We start from the raw sequence: 22,084 nt of genomic DNA on the forward strand, positions 1-22,084 counted from the left end.
AAATGGCGAAGGCAACGAAGATGAATGTTAACTATCGAGAGTCGATCTTGGATCGTGCGTATCGTTTAGAGCTAATAAAAAAAGATGAGTATGCAAAACATCAAGAAAAATTATCATTATTAAATGAAAAATTGTCTGACGGGGAACCAGCTCAATTTGATGCAAAAGAAGAAACGTTTTGGAAAAAAATTTCGCAAAAAGTTATTTTATAAAAGTAATACATACGAATAAGAGCGTACACATAGAAAGAAGCGTAAGCAGTGTTAAACTGCTTACGCTTCTTTTTTAATGAATAGGAATAACTGTTTCACGCTTAATTAATTTGTGAGGAATAACGAGACGGACACCATTCGTCAATTCTTCATGGATTAATTCATATAATTTTTTCATCGCCATTCGCCCTAATTCTGACGTGTCGATGTCAATACTTGTTAGATAAGGATGTGTCAATGTTGAAAAGATTGAGTTGTTAAAACTAATAATGGATAACGTTTCAGGAACTTGATAACCATAGATTTGCGCAAGTTGCATCGTCCGCAAAGCAAAGATATCATCAATCACCACCAACGCCGTGGCATTATTTTGATGAAGAATATCATCGAAAGCCATGTAATCTTCAGGTTTTTCTAACGCAACGCTTGGTAAAACAGTTAATCCTTGCATCATCATTGCTTTTTGATAACCAAAGTAACGTTCAAAGTACAAACTTTCATGCGTTGTATTGGTCACAAATAAAATATTTTTATGGCCGTTTTCAATTAAAAATTCCGTCGCTTGTTTCCCTAATAATTGATTATCATTATCCACGTAAACTATTTCCGTTTCATGTTGATAAGGTTGACCAATTAAAGTAAAGGGAATGTTGTTTTCGTATAAGTAATCAATGACGGGGTCCTTACTATCTGAATACACAAGAATAAAACCGTCCACTTGTTTTTGAAGATGCATTCTTTTAACGTTTTCCAATAGTACATCAAAACTTTTGGCAGTTGCAATAGCAGTAGTCATATCATAAAGACGGGCTTCCTCGTTGATGGCTTCCATAATTTCTAAATAAAATGGATTCCCTAACCGTTCTTTCGAATCTAAAGGAGGTAAAATTACGCCAATGGCACTTGAAATTCGTTTACCCAAATTCCGTGCCGTCATATTTGGCACATAGCCTAAGTCATCCATGACTTTTCGCACTTTCTTTTTTGTCGATTCAGAAATACTTGGATGATCGTTAATGACACGCGAAACGGTTGAGGTTGCAACCCCCGCTTTCTTAGCGACATCTTTTACTGTAATTGCCATTTTTGCCACGCCTTTCTTAGTGATTATAGAAGGTTAAATTGATAAACCGTTTGGTAGGTTTGCTTTTTATTAGCTGGTAATAAAATAGAGCCCCACTGAGGATGATGAACAATGTCTGGATACTCTTGTGGTTCAATTGCTAAGCCATAGTTTGAATGCATCGCTTGTCCATTAATAGAAAATGGAGCCTCAAAACCAGTCGTAGAAAATAATACCATACTTTGGTTCGTTGTTGCTATCGTCATTTTTCTTCCAGAAGTAGGTTCTTGTAAGCATAATTGTGGCTGTCTTAAGTCAGAGCCAACTAAGGGGAAAACATCATCTAACCCGGTTGGATAGCGTTGGAGGATTGTTTCGATAGGTGTCAGTTCATTAAAACGTATGGATAGTTCAGAAGCTGGTAAAATCCGTCCAGTAGGCAGCTTATTATCGTCTAATTCTAACATACCTTGACAGTTCAAAGATAGCAAATGTGACAGAATGTCTAACTTTCCATCGCCAGATAAATTAAAGTAGGCGTGGTTCGTAGGATTAAAAAGTGTTTCCTGTTTACTCCGTCCAGTACTGATCATTCGTAAATGATTATCCTCTAGCTGATAAGTGATGGTGGCCTCAATTGGTCCAGGATAGCCAGAAATGGTGTCGGTTAAATGAAAAGCAACGCCAATGATATCCTTTTTTTCAAAGGGCTCGACTGTCCAATATTGAAAAGACCACCCCTTTGAGCCACCATGGATATGATGACCGTCGCTATTTTGTTCTAATATTCCATTTTGCCAATGGCCATTACGAATACGTCCAGCAACTGGTCCAACAGTGGCGCCAAAAAAGCTTTGATCCTTTAATACATCTTGATACGAATCATACGATAAAAGGATATTTTCCCAATGATTATTTTTGTTTGGCATCAAAAGTTGATGGAGGCGCGCGCCATAATTGAGAAGAACGACTTCTAAAAAGTCGTTCTTCAAAGTAATTTTCTTTAAGTTTGTGTTTGGAATATCGGTTACGGTGATACGATTATCCTTCATGATCAAGCCACACTTTTTTTAAGTAATCAAACGTTAAAGCGCTCGTCTCTGGCACGATGGGCAACCCTTCGCCTAACTCTTCTTTGCGGCCAACGCCAACAGGTTGCGCTCCACTAGCAAGAATCGCTTGAATCCCAGCTTTGGCATCTTCAATGCCAAGACATTCTGCTGGTGTCAAATCAATTTCTTTCGCAGCTAAAATGAAAATATCTGGAGCGGGTTTGCCTGCCTGAACGTCTGCTGGATTAGCAATGGCATCAAAAAGGGGCGTCAATTGCATTTTTTCTAAAAGGAAAGGCCCATTTTTACTTGCAGAAGCCAAGGCGATTTTAATATTGGCTTCACGTAATTCCGTTAATAAAGAAAGAATTCCTGGGTAGACATCTTCAGGCGTAATCGCTTGGATCATTTCCAAGTAATAATCGTTTTTCCGTTGCGCTAACTGGGCAAATTCTTCAGAAGAAAACGTGCCTTCTTTTTTTCCGTATTTTAACAGTAACTGCAGAGAATCTTCACGGCTTACACCTTTCAATTGTTCGTTGAAAACACGGTCAATGGAAATTCCAATTTCGTTCCCTAATTTTTTCCAAGCGTGGTAATGAAATTCTGCTGTATCAGTAATAACGCCATCTAAATCAAACAAAACGCCTTTAAACATGAACTTCTTCCTTTCTGATCGGTAAAACTAATCGATCTTTTAATGTGTATTTTTGATCGTAAACAGTTAATGGAATTGCAGGGCCGTCGAGTAAAGTGAAGGCCACTTGGTCTGCTGCAACTTCAACAAATAGTAAACGATTCCGGTAATTAATGTGGAATGAGTAGGCTGTCCATGTCGCTGGTAAAAAGGGTGCAAATTTTAGTTGTTGATGGTCCGTTTTCATTTGGGCAAAACCTTGAACAATCGCTAGCCAACTACCAGTCATTGAGGTAATGTGTAAGCCATCTTCTGTATCATTATTGTAATTATCTAAGTCAAGGCGCGCTGTTCGTTGATACATTTCCACTGCTTTTTCTTCCATGCCTAATTCAGCAGCTAACACAGCATGAATGCTTGGTGAAAGAGAAGATTCATGGACAGTCATTGGTTCGTAAAAGTTAAAGTTCCGGCGTTTTTCTTCTAAAGAAAAGGCGTCATTGAAGAAATAAATTCCTTGAAGAACATCGGCTTGTTTAATGAAACAAGACCGCAAAATTTTATCCCATGACCAATGTTGATTTAAAGGCAGCTCGCTAAGTGGTAAATCAGAAACAGGCATTAAATCTTTATCTAAGAAAGTGTCATGTTGTACAAAAATGCCTAATTCATTATCCACTGGGAAGTACATATTTTCTACAATGTCTGCCCATTTAGCTAATTCGTCGTCTGCAATTTTGAGCATTGTTTCTTCTTGGAATTTTAAATAAGACTCACGGGTGTAACGTAGAACCCACGCAGCGATGGTATTGGTATACCAGTTATTGTTGATATTATTTTCATATTCATTTGGCCCCGTTACGCCATGAATCATATATTGTTTATGACGTTGGGAGAAGTGGACCCGATCTGCCCAAAAACGAGCGATTGCCACAAGTACTTCTAGACCAGCATCTTTTAGATAGTCTTCGTCTCCTGTATAGTTGACATAATTATAAATCGCATAAGCAATCGCACCATTTCTGTGAATCTCTTCAAAAGTGATTTCCCATTCGTTGTGACATTCCACACCAGTAAAAGTAACCATTGGGTAAAGCGCACCCTTTAACCCTTGTTGTTGGGCATTATGAATGGCTTGAGGCAATTGATTGTGGCGATATTTCAGTAGATTTTTAGTAACTTCGGGCTTAGCCAACGCCAAGTAAAGTGGGACAGCATATGCTTCAGTATCCCAATATGTGGCACCACCATATTTTTCGCCAGTAAAGCCTTTTGGTCCGATATTTAAACGATCGTCTTCGCCATAGTAGGTTGAGAAAAGTTGGAACAGATTAAAACGAATGCCTTGTTGGGCTTCGTCATCTCCTTCAATAACAACATCAGCTAATTGCCAACGTTTTGCCCAAGCGGCAGCTTGCCCAGCTTTTGCTTCAGGGTACAAGGTAGTCATTTCTGCAAATAATTTGTTTACTCGTGTGATTTGTTGCGTTTCTGGCACATCACGACTGGTAACGACAAGCACTTCTTTTGTGATAGCGGTCGTTTCGCCTTCGTTTAAAGACACCGTCAATTCTGCGGTTAAAGCCAAGGGCTGTTGTGTATATGTAGGCACAACAGAGGCTCCATCGATGAAATGGCGCATGCCTGCAGTCACTGTAAAACGCTCTATTTCAAAGTTGTTAGGAATGGTCTTAGTTGTAACAAAGCCAAGTGTTTCTTGTGTTTCAATAGCTCTTTCTTCCCAAAAATGTTCTTCATAATTGCTGTCTTCATTTTGAACATCGCCATCCAATTTTGAGTGAAGAGTGATTGTGCCTGTACCTTCCAGCATTTCAATTGTTAAGTGGATGTAAGCCGCTTCTTTTTTTTCTAAGCTTAAAAAACGTTCAAAAGAGAAGCGCACTTTGTTCTTCGGTGTTTGGATGGTGAATTGCCGAGAAAGGACCCCATTTTGCATGTCTAATTCTAAAGAAAAATCTTCGTAAGGTGTAGTGGCTAAATCAATTGTTTGTCCATCAATTTGTAAGTCCATTGCGATGAAATTAATTGCGTTAATCACTTTACCAAAATATTCAGGATAACCATTTTTCCACCAACCAACACGTGTTTTGTCTGGATACCAAACACCTGCTAAATAGGTTCCTTGATGGTGGTCGCCAGAATAGTGTTCTTCAAAATTTCCCCGCATCCCCATATAGCCATTGCCAATGCTCGTTAATGATTCTTGTAAACGTAAATTTTCTTTATCTAAGTGTGTAGTACGGATTTTCCAAGGATCAATTTGGAATAAACGTTTGATTTGTTTCATGAGAATCCCCCTCAGTGATTTTATTGATAGGTCTATCATAAACGCAACCGATTGCATTAGTCAATAGTCAATGCTTAAAAAGTGTAATCTTATGAATAAAAGCTGAAACAAAGGTAGGTTAGAAGGAGCTTTATTTGCTTTATTAAAAGACAAAATAAAAAAGGATTAAGTAGTAGGGAGTTGTTTTCCACAATATTTTTGAAATTAAAGCATTTACAAAAAGGAAACAGGAGTATATAATGGCAACATAACGAAACCGATTGCGTAAGGAGTGGCAGGAATGAAAAAAATGTTTAGTTTTGAGTTTTGGCAAAAATTCGGGAAAGCTTTAATGGTCGTTGTGGCAGTAATGCCCGCAGCGGGTTTAATGATTAGTATTGGGAAATCGCTTCCTTTAATCGATCCTAATTTAGGCTTGTTAGTAACAACAGGCGGAGTTCTAGAGAGTATCGGTTGGGCAATTATTGGCAACTTACATTTACTATTTGCGTTAGCAATAGGTGGCAGTTGGGCCAAAGATCGTGCAGGTGGAGCATTTGCAGCGGGGATTTCTTTTGTTTTAATCAACCGTATTACTGGAGCCATTTTTGGTGTAACAAATGAAATGTTGGCAGATGAACAAGCTTTCACGCATACCTTATTTGGCACCAAGATTATGGTGAAGGGATTCTTTACAAGTGTCTTAGAAGCCCCGGCATTAAATATGGGTGTTTTTGTAGGGATTATTGCTGGTTTTGTCGGTGCGATGGCTTACAACAAGTATTACAATTATCGGAAATTACCAGATGCGCTATCATTTTTTAATGGTAAACGGTTTGTCCCATTTGTCGTTATTTTATGGTCAACAATTGTCTCAATTGCATTAGCACTTATTTGGCCAAATATTCAAGCGGGAATTAATAATTTTGGGTTATGGATTGCGCAATCTCAAGATAGTGCACCTATTTTAGCGCCATTCTTATATGGAACGTTGGAACGTTTATTATTACCTTTTGGGTTACATCATATGTTGACGATTCCAATCAACTATACACAATTAGGTGGAACGTATGAAATTTTATCTGGCGCACAAGCTGGAACCCAAGTCTTTGGTCAAGATCCTTTATGGTTGGCTTGGGCAACAGACTTAGTGAATCTTAAAGGCGCTGGTGATATGAGCAAGTATCAGTTTGTCTTAGAAAATTGGACACCAGCTCGATTCAAAGTAGGCCAAATGATTGGTTCTTCAGGGATTTTAATGGGGATGGCTTTGGCGATGTATCGTAATGTCGATGCAGATAAAAAAGCTAAATATAAATCAATGTATTTTTCTGCTGCTTTAGCTGTTTTCTTAACTGGTGTGACAGAGCCGTTAGAATTCATGTTTATGTTTGCTGCAGTGCCGCTTTATGTAATTTATGCGGTGATCCAAGGTGCTGCTTTTGCAATGGCTGATATTTTACCATTGCGTGTGCATTCGTTTGGAAATATTGAATTGTTAACAAGAACACCGCTAGCAATAAAAGCTGGTTTAGGTGGCGATTTAATCAATTTTGTTTTAATGGTCATCATTTTTGGTGTTGTCACTTATTTCTTAGCGAATTTCTTAATTAAAAAATTTAATTACGCAACACCTGGAAGAAATGGAAACTACGACAATGATAACGGCGAAGAAATCGCATCTGGCGCGGCTGATTCAGGTGTCGTCGATCAGCAAATCGCGCAAATTGTCTACTTACTTGGTGGTAAACAAAATATCAAAGAAGTTGATGCGTGTATGACACGCTTACGTGTCAGTGTAAAGGATCGAGAAAAAGTTGGTTCGGAAGAGGCGTGGAAACGGGCAGGTGCAATGGGCTTGATTGTGAAAGATAATGGCGTTCAAGCCGTTTATGGACCAAAAGCCGATGTTTTAAAATCCGATATTGAAGATTTATTAGCTTCCGGCGTTGACATTCCAGAACCGGTTATAGCAGAAAGTACAGCAGGAACGCCAACGACGAATTTCTTAGGTAAGAAAAAAGATTTCGTGGCTGTAGCAACAGGGGAAGTTATTCCAATGGCGCAAGTCAATGATCCTGTCTTTTCACAAAAAATGATGGGGGATGGATTTGCAGTTAAGCCTCTAGAAGGAGAGGTGGTGGCACCAATTTCGGGGAAAGTCCTAAGTGTTTTCCCAAGCAAACATGCGATTGGGCTACAAACAGAAGAAGGCATCGAAGTACTTGTCCATATGGGGATTGATACAGTTGAAATGGCAACTCCTGCTTTTGAATCTTTTGTTAAAGAAGGACAATCATTGAAAGCTGGGACGAAACTAGCTAAAATGAACTTGGATGTGATTGAACAAGCTGGCAAAGAAACAACGATTATTGTCGCCTTTACAAACAGCGACAAAGTGGAACAAGTAGTTATTAACCAACTAGGAACCACCACTGCGGGAACTGTGATCGGACAGATTGAAATTTAAATGATTAGGTCGGGCACAATCAATAATTGTGCCCGACCTAATAACATGTAAGAGAAGGGGAAAAGATGAATCTTTTAACAATCAATACTCATAGCTGGTTAGAAGAAGAACCATTAAAAAAATTAGAGGAGATTGCCAAGGTGATTTTATCTTCTGAAAGTGAAATAATTGCCTTACAAGAAGTGAATCAGAAAGTCGCTTCCAAGAAAGTGCCGTTAGAACAGTTAACTACTTTTTGTCCCATAGCGACCCAAACGCCAATCCATGAAGATAATTTTGCATATCTAATCGTTCAATATCTAGCTGAAAAAGGCCAACACTATTATTGGAGTTGGGAAATGAGCCACATTGGTTATGCTATTTATGAAGAAGGGAACGCACTACTTTCGAAATGTCCGTTGACTAGTGAAGCTCTCCTTATTTCAGAAAGCCAAGAACCAACGAATTATCGAACAAGAAAAATCTTAGTAGCGGAGACAGAGAGTTCAAAAGGTACGCTTACTGTTGTCTCTGGTCACTTTTCTTGGTGGGAAACACCCTGTACAGGTTTTGCCTATGAATGGCTACAATTAGAGAAATACTTAGCGATGGGGCAACAACCGTTAGTCATTTTAGGCGATTTAAACAACCCAGCTGGTACAACTGGCTATCAATTAGTGGAAAATAGTTACTTGCCGATTCAAGATGCATTTGTTGTAGCGGAAGAGACAAGCGGTGAAGCGACAGTAGAGAAAAAAATAGATGGCTGGGAAGAAAATGAAGCAGCCTTGCGGATTGACTACGCATTTGTTCCAAAACAGTGGCACGTACGAAAATATGAAGTAATTTTTGATGGTAGGAAAACACCGATAGTCAGTGATCATTTTGGCTTACTCATTCAACTAAAATAAGAAAAAGCGCTGAATTTTCAGCGCTTTTTCTTATTTATTCGCTCATGTAATTATTCTTATCAGTCTTGTTTGGCTAATTCTTGATCCCGAAGGATGGTGGCCTCAATCCCTTTGATGACTGTTGAAATAAACGCATTGTTTTCTAATTCGACAATCCCAGCAACCGTGGTTCCACCAGGAGAACTGACTTGGTCGATTAAAGTCCAAGGATTCTCTGTGCTATTTGCCAAAGTTTGAGCGCTGCCTAGTACAGCTTGTGTGGCAATTTCTAAGGCCAACTCTTTGTTCATACCATTTTTAACGGCTGCTCGGGCAATCGAATCAATAAATAAGAAAGCATACGCAGGAGTGCTACCTGCAATAGCAGTAAAAATCGAAAAATACTGTTCCTCTAATTCCCAGGCTTGGCCAACTGCTCGAAACAACGATAAAACAGTCTGGATGTCTTCAGGGGATGCAAAAGCGTTGCCACAAACAGCTGCTGCACCTGCGCCAATCAATGCATTCATATTGGGCATCACACGAACGAGACGGAGCGGTTGGGTAGTCTCAAACAGTTGATACAATTCTGCAATAGTCGTACCTGCTGCAATGGAAACAATTAACGGTTGCTTGTCTAAAATTGCTTCTTTTGCTTCAAGTAAAGCTGCTTGAACGAATTGCGGTTTCACCGCTAAAATAACTAAGTCAGCTACTGCAATGGCTTCTTGTGGTGAAGCAACCGCGTGTGCACCAATTTCTTGTGCGAAAGCGGCGGTTTTTTCGACTTGAATATCATAAAAATAAAGGTTTTCTGCGGCAATAAATTGCTTTTTTAGCGCACCTTTGGCAATAGCGGATGCCATATTTCCAGCACCGATAAAACTAATTTTCATAAAAAATTCCTCCTAAAAACTGTTGAATCTCTTTTTTCGTGTTACCATGTATCTAGTATAGAAGGAAACGCCAAAGAAAAAAATAGAGGGAGTAAAGTAAAAAGTGTTGGATTATGAGGTGATTAATTGGCAAGCAAAGAAGAGCAATATGCAGCATTTTATCAGTTTTTAGAGACCTTAGATTGTTATTTAACCACTACCAATGCTCTTGAGAATGAAGTAGCGCAATTTAAGGAAAATCCGCATCGAGAAATTGCGGGCTTTATGCTGGCATCTTCGGAAACAATTGACGTTCCGAAAGGATTTATTCGGATGCTCTATTGTTTAGAGCAAGATGGCAATGCTTATTTGGATCAACAAAGGTGTTCGGTTTCGGCTGGCCAAGTCATGATTGTCAATGAGGCCACCTCTGTTAGCTATCAGGGGCAAGGAATGTCTATGATTATATTTTATTTTAAAAAGCACTATTTTCTTGATACGCTCTTAAATCAGCTGGCGGAAGAACCAGTCATGTATCGTTTTTTTACAGAAATTGCTAGCAGTGAATTTGAAAACATTCCTCGATATTTCGTTTTTGCCAGCCAGCCAAATTCGGATGTTCATGTCTATTCGCTATTATTGCTGAAACAAATTGTGAAAATGGCCTATTTTAATAATAAAGTGACCAAAGCGGCCTTTGTTTTGCTAGTGGTGGAACTAGGTCAACTGCCTAGAGAAGCTTTAAAGATGCAAGATAATTATTTGTCGAATCATCAACGTGTTGAGGTGATTTTAGCGTATATTGAGCAACAGATTGCGCATGTCACTTTAGCAGAAGTCGCCGCTAAATTTCATTTTCATCCGAATTACTTATCGAATTTTTTAAAAGAAAAAACAAACAAAACGTTTACGGAAATTGTCTTAGCCTACCGAATCCAATTGGCGAAAAACTACTTGAAGCAAACAGATTTATCGATTCAAACAATTGTTGAACGAATCGGCTATCAAGACAAAGCTTTTTTTTATAAACGTTTTAAAGAAGAAATGGGCATGACCCCAAAACAATATCGACAGAAAGAGGGAATGGCAGATGTACGAAGAAGTCTTTGAAGAATTTCAGTTAACTGTAGTAGAATTACCAATCGAATTCGTTGATGATTTGCCTGTCTATCGCGGACACTTAAAAGAATTAACGTTTCTTTCAGCGGAAGCCTCTTCACGAAAAAAACTCTACCAACAGCTTTTACAGGCTTATTTGTTGTATAGAGAAGAGAATCAAGCAGTTGTTGAAGAGGAAGAAATAACCTCCTCATTATTGTCTACAGAACAGTTATTAAAATACTATGATGGTGAAACGTTCGATGGGTTTCAGTTGCCATCAAATGAATAAGAAAGCAGGGGAACAGATGGATACAATGGCAAAAATTAATCAATTTCGTGATGAAAGAAATTGGCGCCCCCACCATAATGAAAAAGATTTGGCGCTCTCAATTTGTTTAGAAGCAGCAGAATTGTTAGAACTTTTTCAATGGAAAACAGCAGAAGAAGGCATCAAACAAGAAGAACGAATCAAAGAAGAATTGGCTGATGTTCTCATTTACTCCTACATGATGGCTGATAATTTAGGGTTTGATTTGGACGAAATTATCGAAGAAAAGTTGAAGAAAAATGCGTTGAAATATCCAGTGCCACACTAAGAAGCTTGTATTTTGATTACACGCCCCAAAGTTTAGAAAAATATCAGTTTGGGGCGTATCAAAATTGATGCTTTTTTAGTTTCAACTAGTTGTATTTTATTTGATTTAATCTATTGTCTCGAATAAGTAGATGAATCCTATCTGCGAAGTGGGTGTCGTTTATACTCCTAGTCTTAGCCAACGTTTATTATTTACCCTTGCAATAGCCAGCGCGATGACTGTTAGAACTATAATATACAAGATAATTAATAAATTGTGGTCAAAACTAATTGAGTTTTCTGAGCCTTCTAAAAAATTCTGGACGTTTAGATATAATTCGTTTGAAGCATCAAATATTGCAAAAAAACGTAAAAATCCACCAATTGCAACAAAAAGTACTGTTGTAATCCAATAGAGTATGCTAAAACCGATAGATAAAAGAACGTTAGCAGATAAAAAACTGATCAACGCAACAATTAAAATATACTGAATTGAAATCATCGATAATAAAAAAAACATTTGCAGAATTACAGAAAAATCCATAAAAATAAAGGAAACGATAAATAACAGAACTAGAATACTGCCTAGGGTCTCTACCGTAAGTGTCAAAACTTTTTTTATATAAAAAGTAAGGCTATTGGTATTCATCATACGATAAAATAAAATTGTTTTTCCTGAGTACTCTTTATTAATAAAGAAAGATACTAGAAACGAAAACATTAGAAAGCCAAATTGTGTAAATACAGTATATGTACTAAATAAGTATTCTCGGTAACTTAACCTAGTTACTTTATCGATGCCAATAGGTAGAATCCATCCCATTGCAAAGATTGCAACGATAATTGCAATTAAAATAATCATTATTTTGTTGGAAATCGTTTTTTTTAATTCCAAAATTTCACCCCTCAATATACTTCTGAATAACTTCAGTTTGATTAGTAAAACGAATCATTTTGAAATCTTCAATTAAGTAATAGTTGCCTTTTAAATTTTTTAAATCTGATAAATTGTGTGTGATGTTTAGAATAATTTTTTTAGGATGATTTTTTATATATGCAAGTAGAAATAGATAGATTTCATTAATTGTCTGTTTATCTAAGGCGTTGGTAATTTCATCTAATACAATAATTGATTTATCTTCCAGAAAAAAAGAAAGTAATTTTAGTTTTTGTTTTTGTCCATCACTTAATTGTCCAATTAAGGAAGTTTTAGAAATATTTGTAGCGTGCAAAGAATGAGCCAAGTGTGCGACTGAATCTAAACCAAATCTTTTCTCTAGAAGAATAAATAATTCGCAGACTTTTAAATCATTAGGGACATTAGAAAAGCTTGAAATAATCGTAACATTTTTACTTATTTCAGAAGGGATTAAACCACTCCGGTTTAACAATAAATCCTTAGCAAATTGTGATTTCCCTACACCGTTTTTCCCTAAGATATGATTAATCACCCCTTTTCTAAATGAAACTTTTGTATGTTCTAAAAGTAATTTATTATTTATTTTCAATGTGTAATCATTTAGTTCTAACAACTTAGTCACCTCACACAAACCAACTAATGACTGTTTCAATGACCAATAACAAACTAATTGCTTGTATTAGCTTTACAATCAAGTGATTTTTTCTTTTATTTTCTAATTCATCTACACTGAATAACGTGATTAAAACTTTATAACCATCAGAGTTTAACACAGGAACTAGATTCCATAACAACGCATATGAAAAAAAATGAATGAACTGTCGAGTATTTTATTTTTCAAAAATAAGAGATTGATGACCTGAATAAAGTTAATGGTTAGATAATTTGTAATTAATCCAGCTAAATGAACTATTATTTTTTCATTTTTTGAAATAAGATAAATTTCATTCATTTCAACATAGATTGCTGGAAAAATATAATAATTCATCTTAAATCCAATTTTTTGATGTTTTTTTCCAATGTAGTTTAAAGATTTTATATGCCCTAATTCATGTATAAAAATATTCAAAGAAAGATAGAAAAATAGGAAGATATAGGCAAGGTGTAGATTAGCAGATATTGATTGTATTTTTGTATCAGAATGGTTTAAAAGAATCACATTTATAAAAAGAAGAAAAATAAAGAACGTGATGATTGATGCGAACTTGATTACAGTCACCTTAGGAGTATATTCGTTTAGTGATTCTTGTATACTTTTTGGTAAATTTTTCAATTCGCTTTTTAAATATACATTCTTTTCTTTATCTTTAATAAATACGGAATTTTCAACAAAAACCTCATATTTTTCATCTGTATATTTATAACATTTGCTCATAATATTTCCTCATATATGGCGTAAGTAATTTAATGTTATTTTCTGTTTTAAACAATTGACGACAAATACTACAGATAGATGAAAATTCTTTATTAATTTTTATATGAGAAAATTCATTATTATTTGAAACTATATTGATGAACCAACTGAAACCTTCTCTTCTCATGATATATAATAACAAATTTGAGTTCATTTTTGTTATTGTTTTATCAAAATCCTGATATAATTCATCGTTCAAAATTAGTGCAGTATCAAAAATAGCAGGTGAACAGCAAGGGTAAACATTACCATTAAAATGATAGACTGGTTCAAAACCTGGACATTTTAGTTGATTAGGATGACTTAGTGAATAAATATTTTGAAATTCATCATCATTTATATTTTTGGCTTCTCCTACAGGAATTAAAGGGAATTTAGTCACAGGTATTCCTAAAATAGCTTCTCCTAAATCGTGGATTATTTTATCTCCTGTACTATTTTTACTAACAGCTATATTTACAGTGATTTGAATATCGGGATATTTTCTACTTTCTATTAAAATATTTCTTATGTAGTCAGTTTTAATAAATTTTGAGTGAAAATCATCATGGCTTATTGAAAGGTTCGTAACTCCCATTCTATTCATATCTAAAAAATATTTTTTTACTGTTTCAATTTCTCTTCCCCAAAAACCGTTAGAAATTAAAGTACTGATTTTTCCAGAGGAATTAACTATTTTTAATAGGCTATATAAAAAGGGATAATTTAAAAATATTTCTCCACCAGTAAAAGAGATAGTTTTTATTTTTGGATTGTTTGAAAAATTCTCTACTAAGTTGATCACTTCGTTTTTATCTAATGCTTCTTTTTTTGTAGGTGAACAAGAGAAACAGCAATGCTCGCAAGAAGCATTACATCTTGCACCTAAATTCACAACAACACTTTCATACAAAAGATTCACACCTTCTTTCATTAATATCTAATAAAACTGAACAGCTTTCACTTAGAAAGCTGTTCAGTTTTATTTTGTTAATGCACTCACTGGATTTATTTTCCTGAACCAGCAATCCAAGCGCCACCTTTGGATTTCACAAAATACCATAAGTCATTGATTTTTGCTAATTTTTCAGATTTTTCAACCAATTCTTTCATTTCCAATTCTTTCATAATAATATCTCCTTTATAATTATTACACATAAGCGGTATTTAAATGTTAGCAAATTTTTTTTGATATGTAAAGGTGAATTTGCTTTTAAAATAGAGATTAAACCGTTTTTCTAAAAAACATATTTATTAATTTATATATTTTTAGTTTATATTTTTTAATTCATATAAAAAACATAAATATAAAATGATATTAAAATATAATAAGTGGTGAAGTAGAAATTAATGCTTAAAAGAAGACTTCAAATATCTTAGCTCCATAATGATAAGTTTGTTTAATTTACGGTTATAGCTAGTGTAAATATATAGAATATATGGTATAGAAACTTTTTCATTGACTTTCACATGGTGTCAAGGTTTATGATAAGAATATCAATTGAATGAAAAGGAGACTCTATGTATCAAATTGGGCAATTTGCCAAGTTAATGGATATTTCCCCACGGATGCTGCGTCATTATGAAAAAGCAGGAATTTTTGTTCCAAATGAAATTGATAAAAAAACAGGATATCGCTATTATAGCGCACATCAAATTCCTTTATTGAAACAAATTTTACTGTTAAGAGATTCAGGGTTTAAAGTTGAAGAGATGGCAGAAACTTTGAGAAAACTTAAGGATGCTTCTTTTTTGGAAACTATTTTGTTAAGAAAACGAGATCAATCGCGACATTTAATTCAAATGGAGGAGCAAAAGATTAAAAAAATTAATCAACAGTTAGTAGCTTTGAAGGAGGAAAAACAAATGATTAAAGGGACAGAAATCGATTTTATTGTTAGTGATAGCCTTAAGGCGCTTGCCTTATATAAAAAGGTGTTTGAAATAGAGGTAGTGGAAGCAACCGAATACCCTATCGGAATGAATGAAGCGGTTTTTCAACTTTATGGCACGAGGTTTCACATGTTAGATGCCAATGAAGAATATGGTTTAAAATCACCAACCCAAGAACATCCCAATACTATCTGGTTTAATATAACAGTAGAAAATATTGAAGAGACACATCAACTGGCAATGGAAAACGGTTGTCAAGAAGTACAGCCTATTACTGAAATGATGGAAGGAGCGCTCAAAAATTCATTGTTTATTGATCCGTATGGGTACATGTGGATGCTCCACCAAATCTATCAAGAGTTGAGTTTTGATGAGCGGATTGAGATTTTAGAAAACGAGCTGTAAAAATCAATATTCTTGTGTGTGTTTAACTAGTTATCTGAAAAGAACGTAACGCTTATCAACTAAGCGTTACGTTCTTTTTATGCGTGTTAACAGAAATTAGTTAAAAAGATAGAGATTTGAACGTCTATATTCGGTATACTAACTATTAAGAAAATAAATTTTTAATACAAAAAAATTTATTTAGCTCTGTGGAAAATCAGAGCTAGAACATTCGGTAGGAGTGGAAGGGAGAAAAAATCAGTGTATGGGAAAAATAAAGTAGGGATAGAATTACAAATGAGCGTGGGGGAGTATCGAAAAATAAAAGTAAAAAGTATTGTAATGAAGAATTTAGTTTATCTAGCTGTTCTTTTAATAGGGATCTATTTGGGAATGAGTTTCTTAAAACGATTTGAAAGGACTTATTCAGCTCCAACAGACGATGTCGTAGTAAAAATTAATCAAAATCATCTTTTTGTTTCAGATAATGCACAAATTTTGAACGAAGAAGTCATTAATAATGTACAAAAAATTAATCAAGAACTTAGTAAGACGGAAACGAAACCACAACTAATGGTTATCACAGTTGAGCAAGTTCCTGAAAACGAAACGATTGAAAGCTTTACCAATCAAATAGGTAATAAATTAGGTATCGGAAATAAACTTTATAATAATGGAGTGATTTACTTAGTAGCTGTCAAAGACAGGCAAGCAAGACTTGAAGTAGGCTATGGGCTTGAAGAGATAATCCCAGATAGTTTAACCGATGAAATAACAGATAGTACCGTGAAAGATTTTTATAAATTAAAGGATTTTAATGCAGGAATACATATTGTCACCACTCGGATTAAGGAACTACTTACTACTGATACTATGTCCAAAACGACCTCGCTACCTAAGGTTAGTTTTTTGCAGAAAATTTGGTTATATTTATTAGGAATAGGAAGGTCGTTAAAGCCTTGGCTAATTATAGTTTTTATTATTGTTATGTTGTATTTTTTATGGGAATTACGTAATGCGGGGAAAGAACTTAGTGCCCGCTTGGCTCTAGTTGACATGGCAAATCGCTATAAGGAAGATGTAGCTATGTTTTATAATGGCGGTATTTCCTCTAAGGCAATTGTTTTAGGAGAACAATCAGTTGAATTTAAAGCTGCCAAGGCGCGTTTGGAGAAAAATATTTTATATCCTGAAAATTCGAAAAAAGAGATAATAATTCCCGCATACTATGATATGGATTTTGCATTTGGCGAGGTGACACCAAAGAAATTTATTTATAATTATGTTGCACAGTGGAAAGATTTAAGAAGCTCTTCTATGTGTGCTTGTTTTTGGAAGGTGAATCAACCATGGATCTATTTACCGCGTTTTTGGATAGGTGAAGTGTATTGGGAAAAAGTTCCAGAAACGAAATTGCCTGCGTGTCGGATTAGTGGAATTAATGATAACTTAATACCTGCTTATCTAAAAATTATTTTGTTTCCTCTTTCGATTTTATTAAAACATCCTTTTTTGGTATCGGTGACTCTGATTATTTATGTTCAAGTTAGTTTATCAGAGCAGTCGTTTCCTTCGACAGTTTTCACACTAATCACAGAGATTCTGACATTTTTAGAAGACGAAGACTCTTTAGTACCCATGGTTAGTCTGGTCTATTTTTTGATTCCGGTCTTTTTCTTATTTGGTTATATAAAATCAATAGGTGTTGGCTTACAAAATAGATTGCACCTGGATTCTATGATCCGTAGGTTTTTAAAAGATATCCAGCAAGTAAGTTCAGAAAAATCAAAATCATTAAAACAATTAGCAAACGATTTAGACAACCAGCAATATAAAATTGAAAAAAAATTATTGCGGAAAAAAATTAGAGAAAAAAAGATTACCAACAAAAAAGCTTCAAAATCCTTCTACCCGATAAGATTTATTAAGACTACGTATCCTGAATACTATGATATGCGTTTTGCTTATGGAAATGTGTCTATTGCTAAATTTCTAGCAAGTTCACGTTCTGACAGGCAACTAAAAAAGACCAGTATGTATGCGAATCGTCATGATTGGTGGGTTACAAGCAACGAGGGTTCTTCTGATGATGGCTCCGGTGACAGTTTCGGAGGTGGGAGTTTTGGCGGAGGTGGAGGTACTTCAAGTTGGTAGAAAGTTAAACTAGGTTAGGATGAACTTGGGATAACAAAAGCGCCTCTTAGAAACCAAGGTTTCTAAGAGGCGCTTTTGTTATCGTTACGTCACAGGAGGGATTCGAACCCCCGACCGTCCGCTTAGAAGGCGGATGCTCTATCCTGCTGAGCTACTATGACAATAGTTGTAACACAACAAAGCTAATTATAATGGAAGTAGTGTTAGAAAGTCAATCGGAAATTTAAATAACAGAAGAAGTTTTTTTGGAGAGAGAAAGTGAAGAAAATAGAGAGTTTATATTGACGAGGGTTTCTGGTTCTGTTATTATAGTTAGTGTTGTAATTGTGGTCTCCACAGCTACAACCGCACAGAACAAGTTTTTAAGCATGAGCAATCATCACTTGGGATGGCGAGTCTAAGTCTAGAAGAAGGAGGTGCTGTATAGCATGTACGCAATTATCAAAACTGGTGGTAAACAAGTGAAAGTTGAAGTAGGTCAAGCAATCTACGTTGAAAAATTAAACGTTGAGGCTGGCGAGAAAGTTGTTTTTGACGAAGTTATCTTAGTAGGTGGCGAATCTACAAAAGTTGGTGCGCCAACTGTTGCAGGCGCAACTGTTGAAGGAACTGTTGAAAAACACGGCAAACAAAAGAAAGTCGTGACTTTCCAATACAAACCTAAAAAACACTCTCACCGTAAACAAGGTCACCGTCAACCGTATACAAAAGTTATGATCGAAGCAATCAACGCTTAATCTCTCTTGTTGACAGGAAAGAAGGCCTATCAATGATTAAAGGTTCTTTTAAACGAACAGGCTCCGGCCGAATCGTTTCATTCGAATTAACCGGGCATGCTGAAGCAGGTCCTTATGGCAGCGATGTGGTTTGCGCGGCAGTTTCTGCCTTAGCAATTAGCACAGTCAATGGGATTGATGCCTTAGCAGGTTTTGAACCGATTGTCGAAGTTGACGATGTAGAAGGTGGCTACCTTTATGTCGAGATGTTAACAACTGTCAATCAGGAACAAAAAAATATTGCCCAAATTCTATTAGAAAATCTTTTATTAGGTTTACAATCAATAGAGAACGAAAATACTGAATTTATTCAAATAAAAACAATCACTGAGAAATAGGAGGTGCAGACTATGTTATTGACTATGAATTTACAATTATTTGCCCATAAAAAAGGTGGCGGTTCTACATCAAACGGCCGTGACTCTGAATCTAAACGATTAGGCGCTAAAAGTGCTGATGGCCAAACAGTTACAGGTGGTTCAATTTTATACCGTCAACGCGGAACTAAAATTTATCCAGGTGTGAACGTTGGAATCGGTGGCGACGATACGTTATTTGCAAAAGTTGACGGTGTGGTACGTTTCGAACGTAAAGGCCGCGACAAAAAACAAGTATCAGTTTATCCAGTAGCTAACTAATATGATTAAAAAGCTGAATCTGCGGATTCAGCTTTTTTTGTCTTGCATAAAGGGTTAGCCGGAAAATAAAGAAACATCTCAAAATAAAAAAAATCTCACATTGGGTTTAACTGCTTGTCTGACAAGGTTAATTGATGATATATTTAATGTAATAACAAGCATGTTATAAAATAATTGAGTCAAAAGAAAGAAGGGTATTATGCAGAAGAATTTTAGTGTAGTAAAGAAGTACGTGAATTTGATTTTGGATATTGTATTAGGGATTTTAGGAGTTTTCTTATTAGTATTTATGGCTAGTTATTTAGTTGACCTCGCTACATATCTCATGAAGCCAATGACGCCGGATAATTTTTCAGTTATCATGCAAGAAATTATTTCATTCTTTATGTTATTTGAGTTTATTATGATGATTCTTCGCTATATTCAAGAAGGACACCATATTCCGATTCGTTATTTGATTTTAATTTGTTTAACCGCAATTTTACGTCAATTAATGGTTGCACATGGCGATGGCTTGCAGACTTTATTGTTATCTTTATCAATTCTTTTACTAGTGGTTGTGCTATTTATTCTCGGGTTAAATGGCAGCAAATTTTATACGCTAGGAAAAGCGAAAGTAGAAGAAGATCACGAGCAAGATTTTCATCATTAATCGAACATAATCAAAGACCGTCCAACGTGAGAATTTTTCTCTAACGTGGGGCGGTCTTTTTAATGCATAGTTAAATAGTTAACTCAATCAGTTCAATTGTTGGTAAGACACCAAAGCGTGCGCTGATTTTAGTGGTTCCGATTCCTGGGTGAACAATTAGCGGCGTTTCATCTTCTAAATGATAAAGCCCATGTGTATATTTTTTAGCAAGCTGATTTTTGTAAGTGAAAAAAGGCAAGCGAATCTGTCCGCCGTGACTATGTCCTGCTAAAATGAGGTCAATGTTTTTGTTGACTGCTGAGTCTGCGACATCTGGCTCATGGGTTAGTAGCAGAGTGGGCGTTCCAGTAGGGCGGTTGACTAAAGCTGCAGCTAAGTCGGTTTGTCCATATAACGAATCTTCTAAACCAGCGACGTACAAGGAGATGCGGTGTGAGACAGGCAGTAATTTGCCCGTGTTTTTTAGTACGGTAAAGTCGGCAGCTTCTAAGATTGTTTCGTAAAAATTGGTATCTAACCCGCTATACTCGTGGTTGCCATAAATAGCGAATTTGCCATATGGGGCGTTAATTTTACGGAAAAGTTGACTCACTTCATCCTGAATTTCGATACCGAAACGGGCATAATCATCAAATAAGTCTCCTGTAAAAACGACTATGTCTGGTTGTAATGTATTTGTTTTTTCAACAATCTGTTTTAAGGCCTTCACAGAATAATTCTTTTTTAAATGAATATCAGAGAGTTGAACAATCCGTAAGGTTTTCCCTGATTCTGTTACTTTAATTTGATTTTTGTGTATGACTAAGCATTTAGGTTCAATAAAAAAACTATAGCTTAAAATGCCGATAGTAATGAAAAATAGTGCCAGAAATAAATAAACGTTCATAATTTCCTCCTTGAAGTCGCTAAAGTAGTTTACTACAAAAGTGTTAAGCAAAAAATAAGGAAAGGTAAAATTTTCAGTAAACTTTCTCGATGAAGTTTTTTGGTGATTCATGCTTTTCTGAAGTAAATTTGCTATAATGAAAAATGAGAAAAAAGAAAGAAGGTCGAACCAATGATGGCAAGAGTCGAAAAGCTACGGGAGTTAATGAAAGAAAATAATTTACAAGGATTTTTAGTGACAAGTCCGTATAATTTACGTTATTTAACCAATTTTACTGGGACAACAGGCTTGGCAATGATTACATTAGATAAAGCTTTTTTTGTAACGGATTTTCGTTATACGGAACAAGCTGCGGAACAAGCAACTGGTTTTACTATCGTTAAAAACACAGGACATATTTTTGACGAAGTAGCAGATTTAGCTGAACGTTTGCAATTAGATAATTTAGCTTTTGAAGAAACGCAAGTTAGTTTCGCTGATTATAGCTTATTGGAAGAAATTTTACCATGTGAATTAGTTCCTGTAATGGGTTTGATTGAAGAATTAAGAGAAGTGAAAGATGAAGAAGAAGTAGCGATTATTGAAAAAGCGTGTGCCATCGCGGATCAAGGATTTGCCTTTGTCTTAGAGATGATTAAACCTGGAATGACAGAGATTGAAGTGGCTAATCAATTAGATTTCTTCATGCGGTCAAAAGGAGCCAGTGGTGTTTCTTTTGAGACAATTGTGGCCAGCGGTCTACGTTCAGCGATGCCACATGGCGTTGCTAGCCATAAAGTCATCGAAAAAGGTGATTTAATCACTTTGGATTTCGGCTGTTATTATGAAGGCTATGTTTCTGATATGACACGGACATTCGCTATTGGTAGTATTCAGCCAAAACTAAAAGAAATTTATGATATTGTTTTAGAAGCACAATTAAAAGTGTTAGCAGAAGCTAAACCTGGGTTGACGGGCATTCAATTAGATGCGATTGCACGGGATCATATTGCTTCCTATGGCTATGGCGATGCGTTTGGTCACAGCACTGGTCATGGCATTGGGTTAGAAATTCATGAAGGACCAAATGTTTCATTCCGAGCAGATAAACAGTTTGTACCAGGGAATGTGATTACGGACGAACCTGGAATTTATTTGCCAGGAATTGGTGGCGTGCGTATTGAGGACGATTTATTAATTACTGCTGAAGGTAATCGTGTATTAACACATGCGCCAAAAGAATTAATCATTTTATAAAGGTTGGGAGAAC

Annotated in this window: 24 protein-coding genes, 1 tRNA gene, 1 pseudogene and 1 other annotated feature; of the genes and pseudogenes, 14 read left to right on the forward strand and 12 right to left on the reverse strand. The window is 35.8% G+C overall.

The features are described 5' to 3' along the window. The first annotated feature begins 2 nt into the window (after nucleotides 1-2). Nucleotides 3-212, forward strand: coding sequence for a hypothetical protein (locus tag IGL13_RS03565; RefSeq protein WP_002355840.1), 210 nt, complete (start codon nucleotides 3-5; stop codon nucleotides 210-212). 73 nt (nucleotides 213-285) lie between these two features. Here the strand turns inward: IGL13_RS03565 and bopD are convergent, their stop codons facing one another. Genes bopD through IGL13_RS03585 form a run of 4 tightly spaced genes read right to left on the reverse strand, consistent with a single transcriptional unit; the run spans nucleotide 286 to nucleotide 5,272 of the window. After that, complete coding sequence (gene bopD, locus IGL13_RS03570; protein ID WP_002358859.1) at nucleotides 286-1,296, reverse strand: LacI family transcriptional regulator BopD; 1,011 nt, start codon at nucleotides 1,294-1,296, stop codon at nucleotides 286-288. A gap of 23 nt (nucleotides 1,297-1,319) precedes the next feature. Then, nucleotides 1,320-2,327 (reverse strand): aldose epimerase family protein, encoded by a 1,008-nt coding sequence (locus tag IGL13_RS03575; RefSeq protein ID WP_002378115.1) that lies wholly within the window; start codon nucleotides 2,325-2,327, stop codon nucleotides 1,320-1,322. Then, nucleotides 2,317-2,985, reverse strand: coding sequence for a beta-phosphoglucomutase (gene pgmB / locus IGL13_RS03580; RefSeq protein ID WP_002355844.1), 669 nt, complete (start codon nucleotides 2,983-2,985; stop codon nucleotides 2,317-2,319). The genes IGL13_RS03575 and pgmB overlap by 11 nt, the downstream gene beginning before the upstream one ends. Continuing rightward, entirely contained in the window at nucleotides 2,978-5,272 is a 2,295-nt protein-coding gene (locus tag IGL13_RS03585) for a glycoside hydrolase family 65 protein (protein ID WP_002378116.1), read from the reverse strand. The genes pgmB and IGL13_RS03585 overlap by 8 nt, the downstream gene beginning before the upstream one ends. A gap of 280 nt (nucleotides 5,273-5,552) precedes the next feature. Between IGL13_RS03585 and IGL13_RS03590 the strand changes: the two genes are divergently transcribed. Next, complete coding sequence (locus IGL13_RS03590; RefSeq protein ID WP_002378117.1) at nucleotides 5,553-7,721, forward strand: PTS transporter subunit IIBC; 2,169 nt, start codon at nucleotides 5,553-5,555, stop codon at nucleotides 7,719-7,721. A gap of 65 nt (nucleotides 7,722-7,786) precedes the next feature. After that, on the forward strand, nucleotides 7,787-8,611 hold the full coding sequence (gene mapP / locus IGL13_RS03595) for a maltose 6'-phosphate phosphatase (RefSeq protein WP_002358863.1): 825 nt from the start codon (nucleotides 7,787-7,789) through the stop codon (nucleotides 8,609-8,611). Between the two features lie 59 nt (nucleotides 8,612-8,670). Here mapP and proC read toward each other — a convergent pair whose 3' ends face one another. Continuing rightward, complete coding sequence (gene proC / locus IGL13_RS03600) at nucleotides 8,671-9,486, reverse strand: pyrroline-5-carboxylate reductase (protein ID WP_002355848.1); 816 nt, start codon at nucleotides 9,484-9,486, stop codon at nucleotides 8,671-8,673. Nucleotides 9,487-9,612: 126 nt separating this feature from the next. Between proC and IGL13_RS03605 the strand changes: the two genes are divergently transcribed. The 3 genes from IGL13_RS03605 to IGL13_RS03615 are packed head-to-tail and all read left to right on the forward strand — an operon-like array spanning nucleotide 9,613 to nucleotide 11,162. Then, entirely contained in the window at nucleotides 9,613-10,575 is a 963-nt protein-coding gene (locus IGL13_RS03605) for a helix-turn-helix domain-containing protein (protein ID WP_002378118.1), read from the forward strand. Beyond that, nucleotides 10,556-10,855 (forward strand): hypothetical protein, encoded by a 300-nt coding sequence (locus IGL13_RS03610; protein ID WP_002358867.1) that lies wholly within the window; start codon nucleotides 10,556-10,558, stop codon nucleotides 10,853-10,855. Before IGL13_RS03605 ends, IGL13_RS03610 begins: the two co-directional genes overlap by 20 nt. After that, entirely contained in the window at nucleotides 10,848-11,162 is a 315-nt protein-coding gene (locus IGL13_RS03615; protein WP_002370682.1) for a nucleotide pyrophosphohydrolase, read from the forward strand. The genes IGL13_RS03610 and IGL13_RS03615 overlap by 8 nt, the downstream gene beginning before the upstream one ends. A gap of 159 nt (nucleotides 11,163-11,321) precedes the next feature. On the opposite strand, the gene IGL13_RS03620 is transcribed toward IGL13_RS03615, so the two are convergent. The 5 genes from IGL13_RS03620 to IGL13_RS03640 form a co-directional block, all read right to left on the reverse strand. Further along, nucleotides 11,322-12,002 (reverse strand): peptide ABC transporter permease, encoded by a 681-nt coding sequence (locus IGL13_RS03620; protein ID WP_002401553.1) that lies wholly within the window; start codon nucleotides 12,000-12,002, stop codon nucleotides 11,322-11,324. A gap of 37 nt (nucleotides 12,003-12,039) precedes the next feature. Continuing rightward, the gene (locus tag IGL13_RS03625; RefSeq protein ID WP_002385078.1) at nucleotides 12,040-12,681 is read right to left on the reverse strand and encodes an ATP-binding cassette domain-containing protein; all 642 of its coding nucleotides are present in this window, start codon (nucleotides 12,679-12,681) and stop codon (nucleotides 12,040-12,042) included. Nucleotides 12,682-12,837: 156 nt separating this feature from the next. Further along, entirely contained in the window at nucleotides 12,838-13,434 is a 597-nt protein-coding gene (locus tag IGL13_RS03630) for a hypothetical protein (protein WP_002383385.1), read from the reverse strand. Then, on the reverse strand, nucleotides 13,418-14,374 hold the full coding sequence (locus tag IGL13_RS03635) for a YydG family radical SAM peptide epimerase (protein WP_002378121.1): 957 nt from the start codon (nucleotides 14,372-14,374) through the stop codon (nucleotides 13,418-13,420). Before IGL13_RS03635 ends, IGL13_RS03630 begins: the two co-directional genes overlap by 17 nt. An 86-nt stretch (nucleotides 14,375-14,460) precedes the next feature. Then, nucleotides 14,461-14,610: an epipeptide YydF family RiPP gene (locus IGL13_RS03640; protein WP_002401555.1), complete on the reverse strand. Its 150-nt coding sequence runs from the start codon at nucleotides 14,608-14,610 to the stop codon at nucleotides 14,461-14,463. Nucleotides 14,611-14,973: 363 nt separating this feature from the next. Here IGL13_RS03640 and IGL13_RS03645 point away from each other — a divergent pair. The 3 genes and pseudogenes from IGL13_RS03645 to IGL13_RS03655 form a co-directional block, all read left to right on the forward strand. Next, nucleotides 14,974-15,174, forward strand: a pseudogene (locus tag IGL13_RS03645) (MerR family transcriptional regulator); the annotation flags it as partial. A gap of 144 nt (nucleotides 15,175-15,318) precedes the next feature. Beyond that, nucleotides 15,319-15,750: a VOC family protein gene (locus IGL13_RS03650; protein WP_002370677.1), complete on the forward strand. Its 432-nt coding sequence runs from the start codon at nucleotides 15,319-15,321 to the stop codon at nucleotides 15,748-15,750. 240 nt (nucleotides 15,751-15,990) lie between these two features. Next, nucleotides 15,991-17,883, forward strand: a complete 1,893-nt coding sequence (locus IGL13_RS03655) for a TPM domain-containing protein (RefSeq protein WP_002378125.1) — start codon at nucleotides 15,991-15,993, stop codon at nucleotides 17,881-17,883. A gap of 87 nt (nucleotides 17,884-17,970) precedes the next feature. On the opposite strand, the gene IGL13_RS03660 is transcribed toward IGL13_RS03655, so the two are convergent. Next, nucleotides 17,971-18,044, reverse strand: a tRNA-Arg gene (locus tag IGL13_RS03660). Between the two features lie 172 nt (nucleotides 18,045-18,216). Further along, nucleotides 18,217-18,292: a sequence feature (ribosomal protein L21 leader region), on the forward strand. A gap of 19 nt (nucleotides 18,293-18,311) precedes the next feature. Between IGL13_RS03660 and rplU the strand changes: the two genes are divergently transcribed. The 4 genes from rplU (at nucleotide 18,312) to psiE (ending at nucleotide 19,949) form a co-directional block, all read left to right on the forward strand. Further along, entirely contained in the window at nucleotides 18,312-18,620 is a 309-nt protein-coding gene (gene rplU, locus IGL13_RS03665) for a 50S ribosomal protein L21 (protein ID WP_002355866.1), read from the forward strand. A gap of 32 nt (nucleotides 18,621-18,652) precedes the next feature. Beyond that, nucleotides 18,653-18,997, forward strand: coding sequence for a ribosomal-processing cysteine protease Prp (locus IGL13_RS03670; protein WP_002355867.1), 345 nt, complete (start codon nucleotides 18,653-18,655; stop codon nucleotides 18,995-18,997). Nucleotides 18,998-19,009: 12 nt separating this feature from the next. Then, on the forward strand, nucleotides 19,010-19,297 hold the full coding sequence (rpmA, locus tag IGL13_RS03675; RefSeq protein WP_002355868.1) for a 50S ribosomal protein L27: 288 nt from the start codon (nucleotides 19,010-19,012) through the stop codon (nucleotides 19,295-19,297). 199 nt (nucleotides 19,298-19,496) lie between these two features. Next, nucleotides 19,497-19,949, forward strand: a complete 453-nt coding sequence (psiE, locus tag IGL13_RS03680) for a phosphate-starvation-inducible protein PsiE (RefSeq protein WP_002355869.1) — start codon at nucleotides 19,497-19,499, stop codon at nucleotides 19,947-19,949. A gap of 70 nt (nucleotides 19,950-20,019) precedes the next feature. On the opposite strand, the gene IGL13_RS03685 is transcribed toward psiE, so the two are convergent. Continuing rightward, nucleotides 20,020-20,835: a metallophosphoesterase gene (locus IGL13_RS03685; protein ID WP_002378126.1), complete on the reverse strand. Its 816-nt coding sequence runs from the start codon at nucleotides 20,833-20,835 to the stop codon at nucleotides 20,020-20,022. Between the two features lie 171 nt (nucleotides 20,836-21,006). Between IGL13_RS03685 and IGL13_RS03690 the strand changes: the two genes are divergently transcribed. After that, nucleotides 21,007-22,071, forward strand: a complete 1,065-nt coding sequence (locus tag IGL13_RS03690) for a M24 family metallopeptidase (protein ID WP_002390179.1) — start codon at nucleotides 21,007-21,009, stop codon at nucleotides 22,069-22,071. Nucleotides 22,072-22,084: the final 13 nt, after the last annotated feature.

Origin of the sequence: Enterococcus sp. DIV1937 (assembly GCF_050535975.1) — a bacterium.
In the GTDB taxonomy this organism is placed as follows: Bacteria; Bacillota; Bacilli; order Lactobacillales; family Enterococcaceae; genus Enterococcus; species Enterococcus faecalis.